The 19,294-nt window shown below is 33.8% G+C and carries 21 protein-coding genes; 9 read left to right on the top strand and 12 right to left on the bottom strand.

The window, feature by feature from the left end:
* Positions 1-123: 123 nt before the first annotated feature.
* From ACFSJT_RS17290 to recR, 3 genes are all read right to left on the bottom strand, one after another.
* Entirely contained in the window at positions 124-1,473 is a 1,350-nt protein-coding gene (locus tag ACFSJT_RS17290; RefSeq protein WP_378321594.1) for a dihydrolipoamide acetyltransferase family protein, read from the bottom strand.
* Positions 1,474-1,603: 130 nt separating this feature from the next.
* Positions 1,604-1,849 (bottom strand): hypothetical protein, encoded by a 246-nt coding sequence (locus ACFSJT_RS17285; RefSeq protein WP_378321593.1) that lies wholly within the window; start codon positions 1,847-1,849, stop codon positions 1,604-1,606.
* Between the two features lie 133 nt (positions 1,850-1,982).
* The gene (gene recR, locus ACFSJT_RS17280) at positions 1,983-2,603 is read right to left on the bottom strand and encodes a recombination mediator RecR (RefSeq protein WP_378321592.1); all 621 of its coding nucleotides are present in this window, start codon (positions 2,601-2,603) and stop codon (positions 1,983-1,985) included.
* A 106-nt stretch (positions 2,604-2,709) separates the two neighbouring features.
* On the opposite strand from recR, the gene ACFSJT_RS17275 reads away from it, so the two are divergent.
* From ACFSJT_RS17275 to ACFSJT_RS17255, 5 genes are all read left to right on the top strand, one after another.
* On the top strand, positions 2,710-2,880 hold the full coding sequence (locus ACFSJT_RS17275; protein ID WP_378321591.1) for a hypothetical protein: 171 nt from the start codon (positions 2,710-2,712) through the stop codon (positions 2,878-2,880).
* 20 nt (positions 2,881-2,900) lie between these two features.
* Positions 2,901-3,476 carry a cob(I)yrinic acid a,c-diamide adenosyltransferase gene (locus ACFSJT_RS17270; RefSeq protein WP_378321590.1) on the top strand — a complete coding sequence of 192 codons (576 nt, stop codon included), beginning with the start codon at positions 2,901-2,903 and terminating at the stop codon, positions 3,474-3,476.
* 136 nt (positions 3,477-3,612) lie between these two features.
* Positions 3,613-3,834, top strand: a complete 222-nt coding sequence (locus ACFSJT_RS17265; RefSeq protein WP_008272287.1) for a DUF2795 domain-containing protein — start codon at positions 3,613-3,615, stop codon at positions 3,832-3,834.
* Positions 3,835-4,064: 230 nt separating this feature from the next.
* Positions 4,065-7,421 carry a preprotein translocase subunit SecA gene (gene secA / locus ACFSJT_RS17260; RefSeq protein ID WP_378321589.1) on the top strand — a complete coding sequence of 1,119 codons (3,357 nt, stop codon included), beginning with the start codon at positions 4,065-4,067 and terminating at the stop codon, positions 7,419-7,421.
* A gap of 142 nt (positions 7,422-7,563) precedes the next feature.
* Positions 7,564-7,710: a hypothetical protein gene (locus ACFSJT_RS17255; RefSeq protein WP_378321588.1), complete on the top strand. Its 147-nt coding sequence runs from the start codon at positions 7,564-7,566 to the stop codon at positions 7,708-7,710.
* A 16-nt stretch (positions 7,711-7,726) separates the two neighbouring features.
* On the opposite strand, the gene ACFSJT_RS17250 is transcribed toward ACFSJT_RS17255, so the two are convergent.
* The 4 genes from ACFSJT_RS17250 to ACFSJT_RS17235 form a co-directional block, all read right to left on the bottom strand.
* Positions 7,727-8,425 (bottom strand): peptidoglycan DD-metalloendopeptidase family protein, encoded by a 699-nt coding sequence (locus ACFSJT_RS17250; protein WP_378321587.1) that lies wholly within the window; start codon positions 8,423-8,425, stop codon positions 7,727-7,729.
* Positions 8,425-9,753 carry a flavin-containing monooxygenase gene (locus ACFSJT_RS17245; RefSeq protein WP_378321586.1) on the bottom strand — a complete coding sequence of 443 codons (1,329 nt, stop codon included), beginning with the start codon at positions 9,751-9,753 and terminating at the stop codon, positions 8,425-8,427. The genes ACFSJT_RS17250 and ACFSJT_RS17245 overlap by 1 nt, the downstream gene beginning before the upstream one ends.
* A gap of 74 nt (positions 9,754-9,827) precedes the next feature.
* Positions 9,828-10,223, bottom strand: a complete 396-nt coding sequence (locus ACFSJT_RS17240) for a hypothetical protein (protein WP_378321585.1) — start codon at positions 10,221-10,223, stop codon at positions 9,828-9,830.
* Positions 10,207-10,794, bottom strand: coding sequence for an RNA polymerase sigma factor (locus ACFSJT_RS17235; protein WP_378321584.1), 588 nt, complete (start codon positions 10,792-10,794; stop codon positions 10,207-10,209). The genes ACFSJT_RS17240 and ACFSJT_RS17235 overlap by 17 nt, the downstream gene beginning before the upstream one ends.
* Positions 10,795-10,948: 154 nt before the next feature.
* Here ACFSJT_RS17235 and ACFSJT_RS17230 point away from each other — a divergent pair, with 154 nt between their 5' ends.
* A complete protein-coding gene (locus ACFSJT_RS17230; RefSeq protein WP_378321583.1) occupies positions 10,949-11,296 on the top strand; it encodes a DUF6249 domain-containing protein in 348 nt (115 codons plus the stop codon).
* Between the two features lie 78 nt (positions 11,297-11,374).
* On the opposite strand, the gene ACFSJT_RS17225 is transcribed toward ACFSJT_RS17230, so the two are convergent.
* The 4 genes from ACFSJT_RS17225 to ACFSJT_RS17210 form a co-directional block, all read right to left on the bottom strand.
* Complete coding sequence (locus ACFSJT_RS17225) at positions 11,375-12,019, bottom strand: hypothetical protein (RefSeq protein ID WP_378321582.1); 645 nt, start codon at positions 12,017-12,019, stop codon at positions 11,375-11,377.
* A 390-nt stretch (positions 12,020-12,409) separates the two neighbouring features.
* Positions 12,410-13,795 carry a hypothetical protein gene (locus ACFSJT_RS17220; protein ID WP_378321581.1) on the bottom strand — a complete coding sequence of 462 codons (1,386 nt, stop codon included), beginning with the start codon at positions 13,793-13,795 and terminating at the stop codon, positions 12,410-12,412.
* Positions 13,779-14,384 (bottom strand): hypothetical protein, encoded by a 606-nt coding sequence (locus ACFSJT_RS17215; protein WP_378321580.1) that lies wholly within the window; start codon positions 14,382-14,384, stop codon positions 13,779-13,781. Before ACFSJT_RS17215 ends, ACFSJT_RS17220 begins: the two co-directional genes overlap by 17 nt.
* On the bottom strand, positions 14,368-14,913 hold the full coding sequence (locus tag ACFSJT_RS17210) for an RNA polymerase sigma factor (RefSeq protein WP_378321579.1): 546 nt from the start codon (positions 14,911-14,913) through the stop codon (positions 14,368-14,370). Before ACFSJT_RS17210 ends, ACFSJT_RS17215 begins: the two co-directional genes overlap by 17 nt.
* Before the next feature lie 513 nt (positions 14,914-15,426).
* Between ACFSJT_RS17210 and ACFSJT_RS17205 the strand changes: the two genes are divergently transcribed.
* Complete coding sequence (locus ACFSJT_RS17205; protein WP_378321578.1) at positions 15,427-15,981, top strand: DUF2911 domain-containing protein; 555 nt, start codon at positions 15,427-15,429, stop codon at positions 15,979-15,981.
* A 75-nt stretch (positions 15,982-16,056) separates the two neighbouring features.
* On the top strand, positions 16,057-17,130 hold the full coding sequence (meaB, locus tag ACFSJT_RS17200; RefSeq protein WP_378321577.1) for a methylmalonyl Co-A mutase-associated GTPase MeaB: 1,074 nt from the start codon (positions 16,057-16,059) through the stop codon (positions 17,128-17,130).
* Between the two features lie 8 nt (positions 17,131-17,138).
* Here meaB and ACFSJT_RS17195 read toward each other — a convergent pair whose 3' ends face one another.
* The gene (locus ACFSJT_RS17195) at positions 17,139-17,423 is read right to left on the bottom strand and encodes a hypothetical protein (protein ID WP_378321576.1); all 285 of its coding nucleotides are present in this window, start codon (positions 17,421-17,423) and stop codon (positions 17,139-17,141) included.
* A gap of 339 nt (positions 17,424-17,762) precedes the next feature.
* Between ACFSJT_RS17195 and ACFSJT_RS17190 the strand changes: the two genes are divergently transcribed.
* A complete protein-coding gene (locus tag ACFSJT_RS17190; protein ID WP_378321575.1) occupies positions 17,763-19,283 on the top strand; it encodes a BCCT family transporter in 1,521 nt (506 codons plus the stop codon).
* Positions 19,284-19,294 lie beyond the last annotated feature (11 nt).

Below are 19,294 nucleotides of genomic sequence, written 5' to 3'. Positions count from 1 at the left end.
ATGTATCTATATCATTGCTTTTCGCTCATATTGAATATTACTAGGACTGTTTTTTAAAATCTGCATTAAAAAAACCACAGCTACTAAACTGTGGTTTGATGTTCGATTTTATATATCTGACGTCTAAAATTCTCGATTTGCATCAAAAGCTTCAAGGTAATCTTTTACACGTTGAACAAATTGTCCGCCAAGGGCTCCGTTTACTACTCTATGATCGTAGGAATGTGATAAAAACATTTTGTATCGAATTCCAATAAAATCTCCTTCTGGCGTTTCGATTACTGCAGGTACTTTTCTGATGGCTCCCAAAGCCAGAATTGCTACCTGGGGTTGATTTATAATGGGAGTCCCCATAATACTACCAAAAGTACCTACATTGGTCACCGTGTAGGTGCCATCCTGAATATCATCAGGTTTTAAAGCATTATTTCGTGCTCGATTAGCCAGATCATTAACCGCTTTGGTCATACCCACCAGATTTAACTGATCTGCATTTTTAATCACCGGTACTATAAGATTACCATCGGGTAAAGCGGCAGCCATACCCAGATTAATATTTTTCTTTTTGATTATTGTATCTCCAGATACAGAGATATTGATCATTGGGAAGTCTTTAATTGCTTTTGCGACCGCTTCCATAAAAATTGGAGTAAATGTGAGATTCTCTCCTTCTCTCTTCATAAAATCTGCTTTCACTTTCTTTCTCCAATTCCAGATATTAGTTACATCTGCTTCGATAAAAGATTGTACATGCGCCGAAGTTTGTACAGATTCCACCATATGATGTGCAATGAGTTTCCCCATTCTTGTCATCTCAATAATCTCATCGTTACCAGAGGCAACAACTGGAGTCGCCTTTGGAGTTTCTTGCTTTTTCTGTGAAGCAGTCTGAGTCTCTTTAGCCTCTACTTTTACAGGCTGAGTAGTAACTTCTACGTTGCCATTTTTACGATCTTCTACAAATTTGAGGATATCATTCTTAGTAACACGCCCCTCTTTACCTGTTCCAGGGATTGACTCTAGTTCTGCTAATGAAACCCCCTCAGTTGCTGCTATATTTTTAACTAATGGCGAATAAAAGGTACTGCTTTCAGAGAAATCTACTGCCCCGGCAGTACTCACTACCGCTTCTGTTGTTTCTGCTATCTGTGTTTCAAGAACGGCAACTTCTTTTGGAGCTTCCTCAACTTGTGTCTTTGCTGCTGAAGGACTTGAGTCAACAACACCTTCTCCTTCGGTCTCGATTATGGCGATAGTTTGCCCTACTTCTACTACATCGTCAACAGCAAAAAGTTTTTCTAATAAAATGCCTTCTACTTCACTAGGCACTTCACTATCTACCTTGTCGGTTGCAATCTCAACAACAGCATCATCCAACTCAATAGTATCCCCAACTTCTTTTAACCAAGTGGTTATTGTTGCTTCTGCCACACTCTCTCCCATTTTTGGAAGTTTAAGCTCAAATTTTGCCATATTCTTAATTAAACGTGTTTGTTCGTTAATTTTTTTGCGAATTTACTTAAAATTAAGCTTAAAAATTAACTTTCCTTTATTAAAGTTTTTTTAAAATACTATTATTTATACTTTCCCGACTCCAAAATTACTACCAAGTATACCTGTGATTCTTGGGTCTAATTTTAAAAGTCAGATTGTCTCTTCTCAAAATCTGCATTTGTTCAATAGTCGCACCGAAACTCATAAAATTGTTATCAAAGATAATCTCGATATTTTTATATCCCAAATCTTCTTTGTTTATAGCGCTAAGAATTTCGGCATTCTCATCCAGTTTTAATGAAGTTTTATCATAAAAAACCTTGTCTTTAGCTACTAAATAACTCGTGTTAATCATTAGTTTTTATAGTTCCTTAGATGTATAGCCAATTCTAAAAAGATTTAAATGAAATACGCAATATGTTGGATATCCTTATCAAATAATCTAATTTTTCTAAAACTAAGAATGTATGATTTTTGAATTAGATCAATTAAGGGCTCTTTAAAGCATTTTCAAATGGGATTCTATTGACAATACTTCTACCCAAGGTAACTTCATCTGCATATTCAAGTTCGTCATTAACACTAATTCCTCTAGCTATAGTAGATATTTTGACCTTTAACCCTTCTATTTGTTTATAAATGTAAAAATTAGTGGTATCTCCCTCCATAGTAGCACTTAATGCAAATATCAATTCCTTTACCTGCCCTTCATTAACTTTTTCAATCAAAGAACTAATATTTAAATCTTGAGGACCAACACCATCAAGAGGGCTTATTTTACCTCCTAGTACATGATACAATCCTCGATACTGCCCTGTACTCTCTATCGCCATTACGTCTCTTATATCCTCAACCACACAAATAGTATCTTGTGATCGATTGAGATTACTACAAATATCACAAATATCTTCATCACTTATACTATGACATTTCTTACAAAACTTGATCGTGCTACGAAGTGTTCCCAATGCTGTGACCAAATGATCCGTCTGTGCCTTGGGTTGCCTCAATAAATGCAACACTAACCGCAATGCAGTACGCTTTCCTATGCCAGGCAACTGTGACATTTCGTATACTGCGTTTTCCAATAATTTTGAAGAAAATTCCATAGCGCAACAAATTTAGCATTTTTAGCGAAGATCACTTTAAAATACTCTAGTTATATTATGAAACAATTGAAAGCATTTTTCTACTTTTACTTTAAAAGTAGAAGTAATGTTTGACTCCCTTTCTGAAGAAACCCAGCTTATTTTAATGATCATAGGAATAGCAGTTCTATTTGTTGCTGTTTCCTGGAATACAAAACGAAACAAGAATAGATTATACAACCGTGGCAAACGTAACTTCAAAAAAAATTATATGGAAAAGAAAAAAAAGAATAACTAGCATAAAAGCACAAAGAACTAATGAAAATATATACAAAAACAGGTGATAAAGGCACTACGGCGCTATTTGGTGGTACCAGAGTCCCTAAACATCATATACGAATTGAAAGTTACGGAACTGTTGACGAACTGAATTCACATATCGGTTTAATAAGGGATCAGGAAATTGAAGAACAAAGCAAAAAAATACTGATCAATATACAGGATAAGCTTTTTACTGTAGGAGCAGTATTGGCTACTGATCCAGAAAAAGCGATTTTAAAAAGTGGTCAAAAACGATTAAATATAGCTACAATTTCTGTGGAAGATGTTGAATTGCTCGAAAACGAAATGGATAGAATGAATGAATCATTGGCTCCCATGACACACTTCGTATTGCCCGGCGGACATCAAACTGTGTCATTCTGTCACATAGCACGTTGTGTATGCAGAAGAGCCGAACGGCTAGCCACAGCCCTTTACGAAATAGCTCCTTTTGAAGAGACTACATTACAATATTTAAATAGACTATCTGACTATCTTTTTGTGCTGGCACGAAAGTTGTCATTCGATTTAAAGGCAGATGAAATAAAATGGATTCCAACAAAGAATTCATAAAAATTTATTCGCTTTAAAATTAGTAAGTGAACACCAGAAAAAATCACGTTCTTATAATTATTGTTTAAATAATTAATTTTTTACTTGACTTTTTAAACTAAAAAATTATTTTTGCAAAAAATAAACCAGTAAGCATATGTATTGGACTTTAGAATTAGCATCGTATTTGAGTGATGCGCCTTGGCCAGCTACAAAAGACGAATTAATAGATTACGCAATTCGTACTGGAGCACCCCTAGAGGTTGTAGAAAACCTGCAAGCGATTGAAGATGAAGGAGATTCATATGACTCTATAGAAGAAATATGGCCCGACTATCCTACAGACGAAGATTATCTTTGGAACGAGGATGAATATTAAAATATTGAAATAGTATTAAAAGTCTCGCAAGAGGCTTTTTTTTTGCGTAAATTACGCCACTTTTACGGCTGTTTATAAACGCAGAAGTATTGTATAATAATGACCACTTAGGTCATGAGAAAATCACAGATCCTATAATTGGGATTTGGCCTGAATGTTACCCAAAGAGGGATTTAACCGGTTGGTTTCAATTTGAAACTATGATCTCATTAAACACACAACCATAAATCATGGGAATTTTAGATTCTGTATTAAAAGCATTTGTTGGAGATAAATCCAAAAAAGACATAAAAGAGATTCAACCCAAGGTTGAATTAATCAAAGAAGCAGGAAAGGCCATAGAGGCACTTTCTAATGATGAGTTGCGAGCTAAAACTATCGAGTTTAAAAACGAAATAAACAAGGCACGTGCAGACATTCACAACAAAATAGAAAAACTTCAGGAAGAAGCCAATGCCGTAGAGGATATCAACAGAAAAGAAGATATCTACGGGGAAATCGACAAATTGAAAGAAGAAGCATATGAAGCTACAGAAAAAGCTTTAGATGATATTCTCCCAGAAGCATTTGCCGTTGTAAAAGAAACTGCTACGCGATTTGCTAATAATGACGAGATAGAAGTTACAGCTTCTACTTATGATCGTGAACTTTCAGGCTCCAAAGACTATATCTCACTAGATGGTGATAAAGCTATTTGGGCCACCAGCTGGGACGCAGCTGGTAAAGAAGTGAAATGGGATATGATCCATTATGACGTTCAGTTAATTGGTGGGGTTGCGATGCATGAGGGTAAAATTGCCGAAATGCAAACAGGAGAAGGTAAAACATTGGTAGCTACGCTTCCCGTATATCTAAACGCCTTATCTGGAAACGGGGTGCATTTAGTAACAGTAAACGACTATCTGGCTCGTCGTGATAGTGAGTGGATGGCTCCTATATTTCAATTTCATGGCCTTACTGTAGACTGTATAGATAATCATCGTCCAAACTCTGCAGAGCGCAGAGCAGCTTATAACGCAGATATTACATATGGAACTAACAACGAATTTGGTTTTGATTACCTGCGGGATAACATGTCTCATGCTCCAGAAGACCTAGTACAGCGTCCACATAATTATGCCATTATAGATGAGGTAGACTCGGTATTAATCGATGATGCTCGTACTCCTTTAATTATCTCTGGTCCTATTCCAAAAGGAGATGTTCATGAATTTGACGAATTAAAACCAAAAATTGCTGATATCGTTTCTGTACAGCAAAAATACCTTACCACTGTTCTGGCAGAAGCTAAAAAATTAATTAAAGAAGGAAACACCAAAGAAGGAGGTTTTAAATTGCTGCAGGTATACCGCGGAATCCCTAAAAATAAAGCACTAATCAAATTTTTAAGTGAAGAAGGCGTAAAACAGTTGCTTCAAAAAACAGAAAACTTCTATATGCAGGATAATAATCGGGAGATGCACAAGATTGATGCAGATCTGTATTATGTAATAGAAGAAAAAAATAACCAAATTGATCTCACCGATAAAGGTGTAGATTATCTTTCTGGAAAAGATGACCCGGATTTCTTCGTTTTACCACAAATTGGTATGGAAATCGCCAAAATTGAAGGACAAGAACTTTCTAAAGAAGAGGAAGCAGAGAAAAAGGAAGAACTTTTTAGAGAGTATAGTGTAAAAAGTGAGCGAATTCATACCTTAAGACAATTGCTAAAAGCCTACTCGTTGTTTGAAAAAGATGTAGAGTACGTGGTCATGGACAACAAGGTGAAGATCGTTGATGAGCAAACGGGTCGTATTATGGATGGCCGTCGATATAGCGATGGACTTCATCAAGCAATTGAAGCTAAAGAAAATGTAAAGATTGAAGACGCTACACAAACCTTTGCGACAGTAACGCTTCAGAATTACTTTAGAATGTATGGTAAACTCTCTGGTATGACTGGTACTGCTGTTACAGAAGCTGGAGAACTATGGGAAATTTACAAATTAGATGTTGTAGAAATCCCTACAAACAGACCGATTGCAAGACACGATAAGGAAGACTTGGTATACAAAACCAAACGCGAAAAATATAATGCGGTTATCGAGGAGGTAACTGAATTATCCAATGCTGGCAGACCTGTATTAATTGGAACAACTTCTGTAGAAATTTCTGAATTATTAAGTAGAATGCTTACTATTCGTAAAGTCCCTCATAATGTACTGAATGCCAAACTTCACAAAAAAGAAGCAGATATTGTTGCTGAAGCTGGTAACACTGGAATGGTAACTATTGCGACGAATATGGCGGGTCGTGGTACAGATATCAAATTATCAGACGAAGTAAAAGCAGCAGGCGGTCTTGCCATTGTAGGTACAGAACGTCATGATTCTCGTCGTGTAGACAGACAGCTACGTGGTCGTGCCGGTCGTCAAGGAGACCCTGGAAGTTCGCAGTTCTATGTGTCGCTTGAGGATAATTTAATGCGCCTTTTTGGATCGGAACGTATTGCCAAAATGATGGACAGAATGGGACTTAAAGAAGGTGAGGTAATTCAACATTCTATGATCTCGAAATCTATCGAGCGTGCTCAGAAAAAAGTAGAAGAAAACAACTTTGGAGTGCGTAAACGACTATTAGAATACGACGATGTGATGAATGCACAGCGTGAAGTAGTATACAAACGACGTTATCATGCTTTATTTGGAGAGCGTTTGCGTGTAGACATTGCCAATATGATCTACGATACCTCTGAAGTTATTGTAGAAGGGAATAAGTTGACTCAAGACTTTAAAAATTTCGAGTTTGAATTGATACGCTATTTTTCTATGAGCAGTCCTGTTACTGCGGCAGAGTTTGAAAAAATGGATGCACAGAAAATTACCAGCGAAGTTTACAAAGCGGCTTATGAGCATTATCAGGATAAAATGAAACGTAATGCAGAGACTGCTTACCCTGTGATAAAGCAAGTCTATGAAGATCCATCCAGCAAATATGAAAGAATTCTGGTTCCCTTTACAGATGGCGTGAAAAGCATCAATGTTGCCACTAATCTTGAAAAAGCGTATGAATCTGAAGGAAAACAGCTAATCACTGATTTCGAAAAAAATATAACGCTGGCCATTATTGATGATGCATGGAAAACTCATTTACGTAAAATGGATGAGTTAAAGCAGAGTGTACAGCTAGCCGTTCACGAACAAAAGGATCCTTTATTAATCTATAAATTTGAAGCTTTTGAACTATTCAAGGCTATGATTGAAGATGTGAATAAGGACGTAATCTCCTTTTTGTTTAAAGGAGAGTTACCCACTGGTAATACCCAGGACATTTCTGAAGCGCGCCAAGTACGCAGAAAAGAAAAACTAGAGACATCTAAAGAAGAAATTCCAAATATGGATGAACGTGCCGCTCAAAGTAGGGCCGTAGGACAAAGCCAGGGAAGACCTCAGGTTACTGAAACTATTGTACGTGAGCAACCCAAAATTGGTCGTAATGACAGAGTCACTATCAAGCATATAATGAGTGGAGAAAATAAAACCTTGAAATACAAACAAGCGATCCCACTAATCGAAAAAGGAGAATGGGTACTTGTGAATGAATAGATTCTTTTTTGCAAAGAGTTTTAAAACCTGAAATAAAATTAATTTCAGGTTTTTTTAATTTATTAACTTTCAAAGTTAAAATTTGATAAGGTATTTTAAGTTTTACAAGAAATATTTTAATTTAATGTAAAACTTAAGAATTATGCACAAAAAAGATAACATCAAACAGGAACAGGATAGCATAAAAGAAAATGCCATCAATATTAAACAAAAAGAAGCAGATGGAAGAGAAATTAACCATCAAGAAAAAAACAGAAGAGAAATACACCAACCAAGGGATAACGCATAAATTTTTGCTTTATCATTTAGTAATTCCCAATTTTCAACAGTAAGTTAGGATCTGGGCAGTTTAGTAAATAATATTTTAACTCTTTTTTATTAGAAACACCTGGATAATCACCTATGTTTCCTTGCATATCTTTAATAATTTGAAAATGCAAATGAGGTGCATAATCCCCATTTACAGATGCATCTCCCAAAGTAGCTATTACTTGACTTGCTTTTATTTCCTGACCTACTTCCAGATGAGAAAGTGACTTCACGCTTAAATGCCCGTATAAAGTATAAAAAGTAATATCCTTTATTGTATGCTCTAGAATAATCGTCGGACCATAATCCCCAAAATTATTATTATTTTTAAAACTATGCACTTTACCGTCTAACGGAGCCAGTATTTTGGTCTCAGCGTCGCACCAGATATCTAATCCTAAGTGAATATTTCTTTCAGTTTCAGGATTTTGTTGATTGAAATGAGTACTTCTTCTATAAATACCTCTCGTTTCATTATAACCGCCATAGGCGACTTTAGCATTATTTCTGAGTAAATATTCTGATATATATATTTCAAATGCTTTTGAAGAAGAAACATCAATAGTAGTAAGAGCTTTATTGTTTTCTGACAAATCTATGGCTACATAATCCTTTTCAGAAAAGTTTTTAGTTATAACAGGAATAAATCCTTTGGACAAACTGTTTATAAATCGAGAAAAATCAGTATTCTTCATTAGGCACTTTTTGAAAAATTTTGAGGTTTTTTTGACTTCCAGTTTTTAGGTAGCTGCTTTAATAGCGCCTTTCTGAATTTATGATAATCTACTGTAATTGTATGTCTTGGTGTGTCTATCTGTTTGTAATGTGGATCTGTTACTTCTTTTTCGCAGAGAGTTTTGATATTTGATGGCATTTTCCAATTCCCAACCAAATAATTAGCTAAAATTTTACTTTGCAACTCTGATCCCGGCCATATACATCCCAAAGGTTGAAACATGCCCACAAAGAATACATCGTGATAATTGGGATGAAACATTTTTAAATATAAAGGAACGGGGCCATCACTATAATCAATGAATTCTTTATCAAAAAAAGAATGTTTCAAGATATAACCTGTACAAGCAATAATAACATCTAAATCTTCACTGGTTCCATCTTTGAAATATACCGTATTCCCGTCTAGTTTTTCTATATCCACCTTGGGATGTACTTTACCATGTCGAATTTTATATAATAGTTCATCATTAATGGTAGGATGTGTTTCGCCAAACTTTGTTTTCACCTCTTGTAATCCATATAATTTGTTCTTTCCGAGTAAAATATTGAGTAATCGATCATTGAACCAACTCCTTATCTTTATCGGCAACCAGGATGACCGTGCACCTACTGTATCAGAGGGTAACCCAAAAAAGAATTTTGGAATAATACGATATCCTCTCCTCCAACTTATACTTGTCTTTTTACTAACTCTACTGGTTTCTACAGCGACATCACAAGCAGAATTCCCTCCGCCGATAACCAAAACTCTTTTGTCTTTAAAAGGAGTTGCCTTTTTATAACTATGAGAATGGATAAATTGACCTGTAAATTTGCCTGGATATTTAGGCATTCTGGGAACCGAGTGATGACCATTACAAACCACTAAATCTGTAAAAATCTCTATTTGCTCTTTTCTGTTTTGAATAATCGTAACCTGCCATTCGTTATTGGCTATTCTTTTACAATGTTTTACAATAGTTTTAAATTCTATATATGAATATAGATCAAAGCGTTTTGCATACGCCTGAAAATATCTTCTAAGCTCGTCATGAGACGGATAATCGGCTACGGTTTTATCAAAATCGTCAAAAGTGAAATCTTCATACTGTGATAAGGTTTTTGAACTTATGATATGCGTAGTTTCAAAAACACTAGAATGACTTTCATCATCAGAATAAATCCAGTTCCCTCCTACTTCTGTATTGCGATCATAACATACGACATCAATATCTTTATCCTTCAGGTTTTTAAGCGCCGTAATACCGCTAGGACCTGCTCCTATAATACACACTCTTTTTTGCATAAAAACTTTCCCAAAAATTATTTGTAAGGTAAAATAGAGAAAGTAAAGCAGTTTAAAAAATATTATTTCATTTGTTATATTGAAAAACTTCTGTCAATTCTTCTTTTAAGTATAGGTATTTGAATGAAAAACAAAGCCGAAAGAAACAAAATACCATATATCGCTGTTTTATGGAGAGTATATCCAGAAAATAGATTTTTGATAAAAATGCCATTCAGAAAAGAATAGTCGATAGCGTTGAAAATGGACTCTTTGGGGTCTGATAATAATAAAATACCACACATCGATAAAACTAGGGTTAAGATCATAATCAGCCAGGTTTTCTTAGAGATTAAAGGTTGATACACCCGTGATTTTTGAGTTTCGGAAAGCTCAATTTGACTCATTATATTTTTCAAAAATCCTGAAGAAGGTTGATCGGTGCCAGCTTCTTTTAGTAATTGTTCTATGTCTTTAAATTGCTCTTCCATTTTTATTACTTATTTCGGGTGAAATCTGGTGATGAAGTATTGAATATAGTTTTTTCCTGCTACGATACAATTTTATCTTTACATTATCTGCTGTCAAACCCACAATTTCAGCGATTTCTTTTATACTTTTCTCATCAAAATAATATAACGTTACTATAGCCGCTTCATCCTCTGAAAGTTTCATTATACTATCTGATATAATTTCTTTTCGTTCTTTAGCTTCTAAATAACTCAATGCATCTGTTACAAGCTCAATTTCTCCTTCATTGATCTCTTCTATAAGTTCTGATGTCATTATTCTTCTACTTGCTTTGATGGTATCTAAGCTTTTTCTATAAGCAATGGTATATAACCATGTAGAAAACTTAGCTTCTCCTCTGTATTTATTTAATGATTGGTATGCTTTGATAAAACAATCCTGGGCAACTTCTTCAGCTTGCTCTTTATTCTTCATCATTCTGTATACTACTGTATATACCAATGACTGATAGCGTTCTACAAGTACCGAGAAAGCATTTACCCGCCCTTCAAGAACTTGATTTATATAATATTGATCTGATTGATGGTTCATTTATTCATAAGACGAGACTACCAAACTTATGGTTACATAAATTCTACTAAAAATTACAAAATATATTTTTCCATAGTTTTTGTAACCGGTTTTAAAAATACCTCGTCTTAGATAGAAAACGAATAGTTATTAATCTTTTAAATCAAAAAACATCATGGGATCAGAAGTAATTATCATGCCTGCAATTTTGGGAGTAATTTTTGGGGCATATTATTTATTCATTTCTGCAAGAAATAAAGAAAGAATGGCTCTTATAGAAAAGGGAGCAGATGCATCTATCTTTTACAGTAATAAAGATAGAAGAGTGACTCCCTTTTGGAAAGTCCTTATTCTTAATGCTTCACTTTTATTAATGGGAGTAGGTATCGGAATTTTTATTGCAGGTATTTTACACCTATCCATTGGAGTCGAAGAAGATATTGCCTACCCAGGAACTATTTTCTTAATGGCAGGCGTTGGTTTATTTGTTGGTTTTAATATGACTAAAAATCTGGATAAATAATACTCCTAAAAAAGGTTGTAAAAGCAAAAACCATCTAAAAGTTTTAGATGGTTTTTTCGATTCCTTATACTTACATTCTTACATATCAGCCATAAGACTGTCATCTGATTCTGAATATTTTTCTACAACAACTGATTCTCCTTTGTTGTTCTCTAGGACATACATACCAGCAGGTAGTTGACTCAAATCAACAAAATTTGACGTTTTAGATAATATATGTACAGTGTTTTTAACTTCAAACAGCTTGATTTTATCTCCCTCTTCAAAATTTACCACAGTAATCATATCTCCTTCTCTTTCTATTGCCAGAAGATTAGTTTCAGAATTTTCGTAATAACGAATAAATTCTTGCTCAACGTTTATATCTGCAGGCACTAAAGACTTTTTACTATCTCGTTCTAAAAGAAAATCGTTATGAATAGCACTAATAGCTCCATCGACCCTAAGATCTTCTTCTAATCGATCAATTACGATCGATTTACCTTCGTTATTTTCTAACAAATAAGATCCAACAGGTAATTGACTAAGATCTATCTGAGCATGAGTCTTAGATAAAATATGATCTCCAGTCTCTATTTCAAACAATTTGATCTTATCTCCATCCTGAAAATCTAAAACCTCGACAACAAGACCATCTTTTTCTACAGTAAGAATTCCATCATTATTATTTGCATAACAATTAAAGAACAAAAACAAACTAAAAAAACATGTTATCAATTTCATCATTTTAAACTTTACTTGTAGAGGTTTATTATTCCTTTCTTACGGTTTTACCATACAATGATATCACTAAATTATAGTTATACAAACTCTAAATCAGATTTTTAGATCAAGTGTTTTTGATTTTCGATGAAAAACACAATAAATGTTAAAATTTAATCAAAAAATATTTAATCAATTGATTTTCAATGTTTTAATAATATTATTATATTAAAAAATAGATGAAAGGAAGGATTATACAGATGAAAGAACTGAAGATAGAATTATTCTTACTTTTTTGTACTAAAAATATACTAATCAAGATGTTAATAAAAGTAACTAAAAAAGCCCTGTTGTTTGACCAACAAAGCTCTTTTATAATTAACACTACATTATTACTATGAAAACTACTGTTTATTTACTTTTGAGTACAACTTCACTATACTTTGCATTAATCGTAATCATTTTATCTGTACTACGTGTATTTTGAAAACCATTAATAAACACATTTCCAAAATTCTTCCTCGAACTTATCTCCATGGTTCTAGGCAAAGAAATTATACTTTGAGCCCCGCTATATGATAGATTAAAAGCTGTCTTGGGTAATTTTAAATTAAAATCACTGTTTTGAACTGCTAAATCTAATGTAGAAAATGATTCTCCCAGGTTTTCTATTGTTATGACACCAAAACTTCCCGAAATAGCTCCGTTTTCGTTAAGTTCCTGAATGTAAATATTACTAGAATCTGCGTTAACAAGAAGGTTTTTTGCTGTTTGTATTCTACAATTCTTTACATAATTTAAAACAAGTTTCCCTTGGTTCCATTGGCGCACAAAAACAGGAGAATAAGAGGCTTTGATAAATGTTTGATCTCCATCTATTATGTTGGCAGAAAGTTTGGTGTGAGACAATGATGCTCTTACATTGTTAGACTTTTCTGCTAACTGCACGTCGCCATGACGAATATTAAGTCTTAATTTAGCCTCTCTCGGCATATGTACTTTAATAATTTTGCTTGTATTATTCGTATTAACTCTCTTTGCGCGATACTGATAAAAAGTGACATTAGCAACTCCATTTTGTTGACTTTCTACATCCTTTAATAACTGAGAAGCCCAAGCATTCATTTGTTTTCCATATTGCTCTCCCCATGAAGTCTCTAGACGGACTTCTGCCTGACCAGAGGCATTTTTTGAGTTACCATCCTTAAGCTGTGTAGCCCATTTTTGTTTTTTTTTCTCTATATCATCACTAAACTTCTCACGTATCTGATTTTCCCATTGCTGAATATACTTTTCTTCACTTTCATTATACTTATTATTACCATAATTAACCTCAGATTGATTTTCAGAAAGTGTGTTTGGCATTGGGTTTTTGGCCATGTTCTCCATAAGAGGACCAAGCATATCGGCAATCATAGGACTTAATCTTCTCAACTCCTGAAGATTTTTTTTATTTATTTCAATATTTGAAGCTGTTACGTTTTCACTCCATAAATTTCCAGCAGCAGAATTAATAGTTACTTCTTTAGTATTACCTGATACATTTATTTGCCAGCTATCAAGTATACGCTTACTATTATCATTAGTAAGGTCACCTTCTAGATAAGCTTCTACTTCGATTGTATTCTTGTTCCAGGTTTCAAAAATAATATTAGTATGACTTGTATTAAGGTTAACAGTAACATCATTATTAACCACAAGCTTTTCGCTTAGCTTATTTTGTTTATCCTGCGCCAACAAACCTGCACAACATAATACGCTTAGCGCAACAACATTAATATTAAGCTTGTACTTCATTGTAATTATCATTTTCAATTCTCTCTAATTCTTTTAGTTTATCTTTTAGCCTGCTTAAAAGTGAAAGTCTAATTGTTAGATTTTCCATCATTGCCTCAACACTTTGTACGTTTGGACCTACTTCGATAAGTTCTTTATTAAGTCTTTGATATTCTTTATCAAGATTATTTAATCTGGCTTTAAAACTTTCTACTAATTCTCTATTACTATCATCTACTTTTATACTTGACAATTGAAATTTTATACTGGTTAATATGTTATTCTCTACCTCTTCATACTCTGGAGATATTTCTGCCAAAGTCGAAGATTGTTTATTCATTAACACAGTAGAATTTTTTACCTTGGTATTATCTACAATTTGATCTGTGTTAGAATTGTTACTTTCTAATTTATTATAAGTGAACATAGAAATAGAGAAAACAACCACCACACTTGCTGCGATCTTAAGCCAATTATAGTCAAAACTATTAGTCTTTTTAGGAAGTTCTTTTTCTAATTTTGACATAAATCTTTGTTCATGTCCACTTCGTATTCTCTCGGCAGGAATCTGCTTATCCTGCTTTAAAAGCTCTCTAATATCCTGTGCCATCTCTTAAATGTTTTAATTGTTCTTGTAGCTGTTTTTTCCCTCTATGCACTAGTGTTCTCGAAGCAACCGGTGTTATATCTAGTATCTCGCTTATCTCATTATGATCATACCCCTCTATCAAAAATAACATCACGGCATATTTATATTTTTCAGGTAATCTTTCAATTGCCTTTTTAACTTCTTCTACCGTAACAGAGTCAGATACCGACCAATCGTCTTGTTCTTCAACCGTGGTCATAACCTGTTCATTAATCGCTACCATATTCATTTTCTTGGCTTTCAACATGTCGATACTTTTATTAATAACAATTCGTTTAAGCCATGCACCAAAAGTCACATCTCCTGTAAACTGATGAAGTCTAGTAAATGCTTTGATAAAAGATTCCTGCATTGCCTCTTCTGCCTCAAATGAATCTTTAAGAAATCGTAACGCTACATAATACATACCATCACAGTACTTATTATAAAGCTTCATTTGGGCTCTACGATCACCCTGCCTACATTTTTCTATTAGCTCGCTTTGTAACAAACTTCTTTAACTTTTGGTTAGTGATTAACACTTTAAAACTGTTTTAAATCTTATTCATCTATAGAGACGAAATTATGTCTTCCTTGTTGCAAAATTATACATAAAAAGCTTTCAAAAACAACAAATAACTGAATATCAAATATTTAATATAAAATTAACGATTATAAAAGCAAGAAGCTTCATAAAAAACGTATTACTCTGATCAATTTTATGAATAATACCATTTTTATACTCATGTAAAAAATAAAAAATGATTACGATTATCGTAACAATTAAAGACGTAGAAGACGTTTCGAGTCTTGTAGAAAAAAATATGTGGATGGTACCGACAAATTAATTCAACGTATTGATACGTTAATCTAGAATAACTATTTTTTAGAATCACTTCTTAAAATTTTAATCACCGTCAGAAATACTTGTGTAGTAAATGTGATGAATATCAATCGCCTTACTACATAATTTTTGATCGTTTTAAAATTTAAATGAAGTATATTTAATTCATAAAATCGAATTATGCCTAAGCTTTTAAAAAGATCAGTATTAATTCTATTAAGTTTGATATTAATAGGATTTACTGGTATGTATTTTCTAAAACAAAATACTAAGAAACACAGTCCTGAAGAAACTATCACACATAATGCAAAAGACGCTACGATTACAGTTTTTTACAATAGGCCTTATAAAAAAGATAGGGAGATTTTTGGAAACCTTGTACCATTTGGACAAGTTTGGAGAACTGGTGCAAATGAAGCTACTATGCTTACTACCAACAAAGATCTTATGATAGATGGGACTTCTCTTAAAGCAGGAATTTATACTTTATGGACTATCCCTAATCCTGAGTCCTGGAAGATTATTTTTAATAGCAAAGAATATAGTTGGGGAGTAAACATGGATGGTACCGTAAAACGTGATCCATCATATGATGCTCTCACTATTGAGGTGCCTACGATACCCTTGCTAAATACCAAAGAGCAATTTTCTATCTATTTTGAAAATGCTAATGACTTTACCATAATGTATTTAGCATGGGACAGAACAGCAGTAGCCATTCCTATAAGAGTATAAACAAAAAACTAGATTGCTTCAGTAATAATGTCTTTTCCAAAAAAGTAATTTATAACTTTGCTATAAAGCAATTTTGTGTCTAAAGATAACACCAAAAACACTAATCTGAATTCAAAAGTGTCTGTCAGTACCAGAGATCAAGCAATTGATCGATTCAAAAAATTACAACAAAAAGAAATTTCTGTTGATACTCTTTGTAATGCTATCGTTTCTAAAGATACCACTGCCCTGAGTAAAGGAATTACACTAATCGAGAGCACCCAACAGAATCATATTAGCAAAGCACAGGAACTTATTGAAAAATGCCTCCCTCATGCTAATAATTCTGTTAGAATAGGAATTACCGGGGTTCCAGGAGTAGGGAAAAGTACATTCATTGAAGCTTTAGGAAATATTTTAATACAAAAAGATAAAAAAATTGCAGTTCTAGCAGTAGATCCGAGCAGTACTGTATCACATGGAAGTATATTAGGTGATAAAACTAGGATGGAATCTCTCGTTCGCGCCGATAATGCCTTTATCAGACCCTCTCCTTCTGGCAATTCTTTGGGAGGAGTAGCACAAAAAACTCGTGAATCTATCATCTTATGTGAAGCTGCTGGATACGATGTCATCATTATTGAAACTGTTGGTGTTGGTCAAAGCGAAACTGCAGTACACAGCATGGTGGATTTCTTTTTGCTGCTTAAACTTGCAGGAGCTGGCGATGAACTGCAGGGTATTAAACGAGGAATCATTGAAATGGCTGATGCTATCGTAATCAATAAAGCAGATGGAGATAACCTTAAACGTGCCCGAGAGGCTAAAAATCAATTCAGAAAAGCATTACACTTGTATCCACTTGCAGAAAGCAGTTGGTCTCCAGAAGTACTCACTTGTAGTGCAATAGAAAATAAAGGGATCGAAGAGGTATGGAAACTTATTCAAAATTATTTCGAAATCACTTCAAAAAATGGATTCTTTGAGGAAAACAGAAGAAAACAAAACAAATTTTGGTTATTACAAACTATTGAGGAGCACCTAAAATCCTCTTTTTACAATCATCCTGAAATTAAAGCAAAGTTATGTTCACAAATAGAAGCAGTACAACAACATAAGCTTACGCCGTTTGCCGCTGCTCGATATTTATTCGAATTGTATAAAGAATAATTTCAAACTTATTTATCTTCCAGATCTCCTACTTCATCTTTGCTTACTCCCTCGGGAACATCAATACTAGAGCTATCGTCATCAAAACTTTCCATGGTATCTGCCAGACGTTTGCTTATTTTTACCAAATAGATTGTGTCTTCTGTCTTCACCTCAACAGCTTCAATCGCCTCATTATGGTGATTTTTGAAAGAAATAATATCTCTATCGGCATAGCCATCAGGAAATTTCTCGACAAGAAGGTTTAAAATATCTTTATTTAATTTTTTGTAGTCAACAATTACTCTTCTCATGGGTTTGCAGGTTTAGTTAGTTATATATTACTTATAGTAGAAAATTCAAGTCTTCATTCTATAATACAAACCTTGGGGTATACCTTTCAAATGAACCCCAAGTAATGTTCAATCCGAGTATAGAGCATAACACATAAATTATGTTATTACAAGTTTATTAAAAAAAATGAAACTTTCGATACATCAGCTTCAAAAAATAATTTATTTTTTGAAGTTTTTACTTGTTAAAAAATGAAAACTTTTCTATTGATTCTGAACAATTCTCATAACTTTTTATGACATTTATGATCAATCAAGCATAAGTTTAAAGAAAAACATCGCATTTGGAACTATTTCGGTATGAAGCTCAACCTTAAAAAAAATGGATTACTCTATGTTTCGCTGGGCATTCTACTATTTTTTTCATTTTTTTTATACGTATTTACATTAGAAACCTATAATGGAATCGAATCTTTCTCGGTATACATACGCCAACGTTTTGGAAGATTTTATTTATGGTTAGGGCTAATCTGTGTTTTGTTATTGGTTGTTTTGGCGTTTTCTAATTGGGGAAAGCGACGACTAGGAAAACCTGAAGACCGCCCACAGTTTTCTAGATTAGCATGGATATCGATGTTATATAGTGCCGGAATGGGAGCAGGTATATTGTTACGAGCTGTACAAGAGCCGGTATATATGATGAATAATCCACCTATAAATAATAAAACCGATTCAGGAACAATCGCATTAGAATACACCTTTTATCAGTGGGGATTCACAGCCTGGGCATTTTATGCCGTATTTGCCATAGCAGTAGGGTACTATCTTTTTGTGCAGTCAAAAAAAGTATTATCCAGTAGTGCTTTTTCGTCGATAGAGCGTATGGTCATTTCAGAGAAGCCGCGAACTATTATTTTTGCCAGCATAGATATCCTGGCAATTCTTACTACTGTTTTTGGACTTGTTGCTGCGATTGGCCTCGGTACCACACAAATCGAAGGTGGACTTACGCATTTATTAAAAGAAGATTTCGGACTTAAAGGAACTATCCTAGTTTTATTTGTGATTTCAATACTGGCATTTATTTCTGTTTTTAGAGGTGTCAACAAGGGTATAAAAATAATTTCTACGTGGAATATTTATATTACCATTGGTCTTTTATTTTTTGTTTTTTTGCAAGGAGATATTCTGTCTGTGACCTATCAGTTCACTACCTCATTGTTTTATTATGTAATCGACTTTATCCCTCTAAGTCTGGCGTATGGCCAATACAATCCCGGAGAAGCATTTCTAACCGATTGGACTTACTATTATTGGGCCTTTTGGCTTGCCTGGGCGCCTTTTACCGGTATTTTTATCGCTAGAATCTCAAAAGGAAGAACACTTAGAGAGGTTATTTTGGGAGTACTGCTGGTACCTTCACTAGGTACCTTTTTCTGGTTTACCACCTTTGGTCAATCAGCCTTTACCATAATTGAAAATTTTGGAGCATATCAGGGACAATTTGATAATGTGTTTAGTTCTATTTTTATATTCTTCGAAAATTATCCCTTTCAAGGATTCATAAACACATTAACTATTCTTCTTTTGATAAGTTTTTTGGTTACTTCATTAGATTCGGCAATATTTGTATTGAGTATGTTTACAGACGATGGAAAACAAGAACCTTCAAAAAAGCATCGCCTTTTATGGAGTATCATTTTATTAATCTTTTCGATAGGTATTCTTTTACTAGGAAATGCGAAAGCAGATATCAATGTCTTGGTCGCCATGCAAAAACTATTGATTATTACTTCACTTCCCTTTTCTTTATTAATGGTGGTCATGATTGTACTCTTCATAAGAGATTTTAGAAAAAAACATGAAGATAAAACAAACTAATAATTTGAAGA

It is taken from the genome of Aquimarina celericrescens (genome assembly GCF_042682765.1).
Classification (GTDB): domain Bacteria; phylum Bacteroidota; class Bacteroidia; order Flavobacteriales; family Flavobacteriaceae; genus Aquimarina; species Aquimarina celericrescens.
This window is presented reverse-complemented; position numbering and strand designations above follow the sequence as displayed.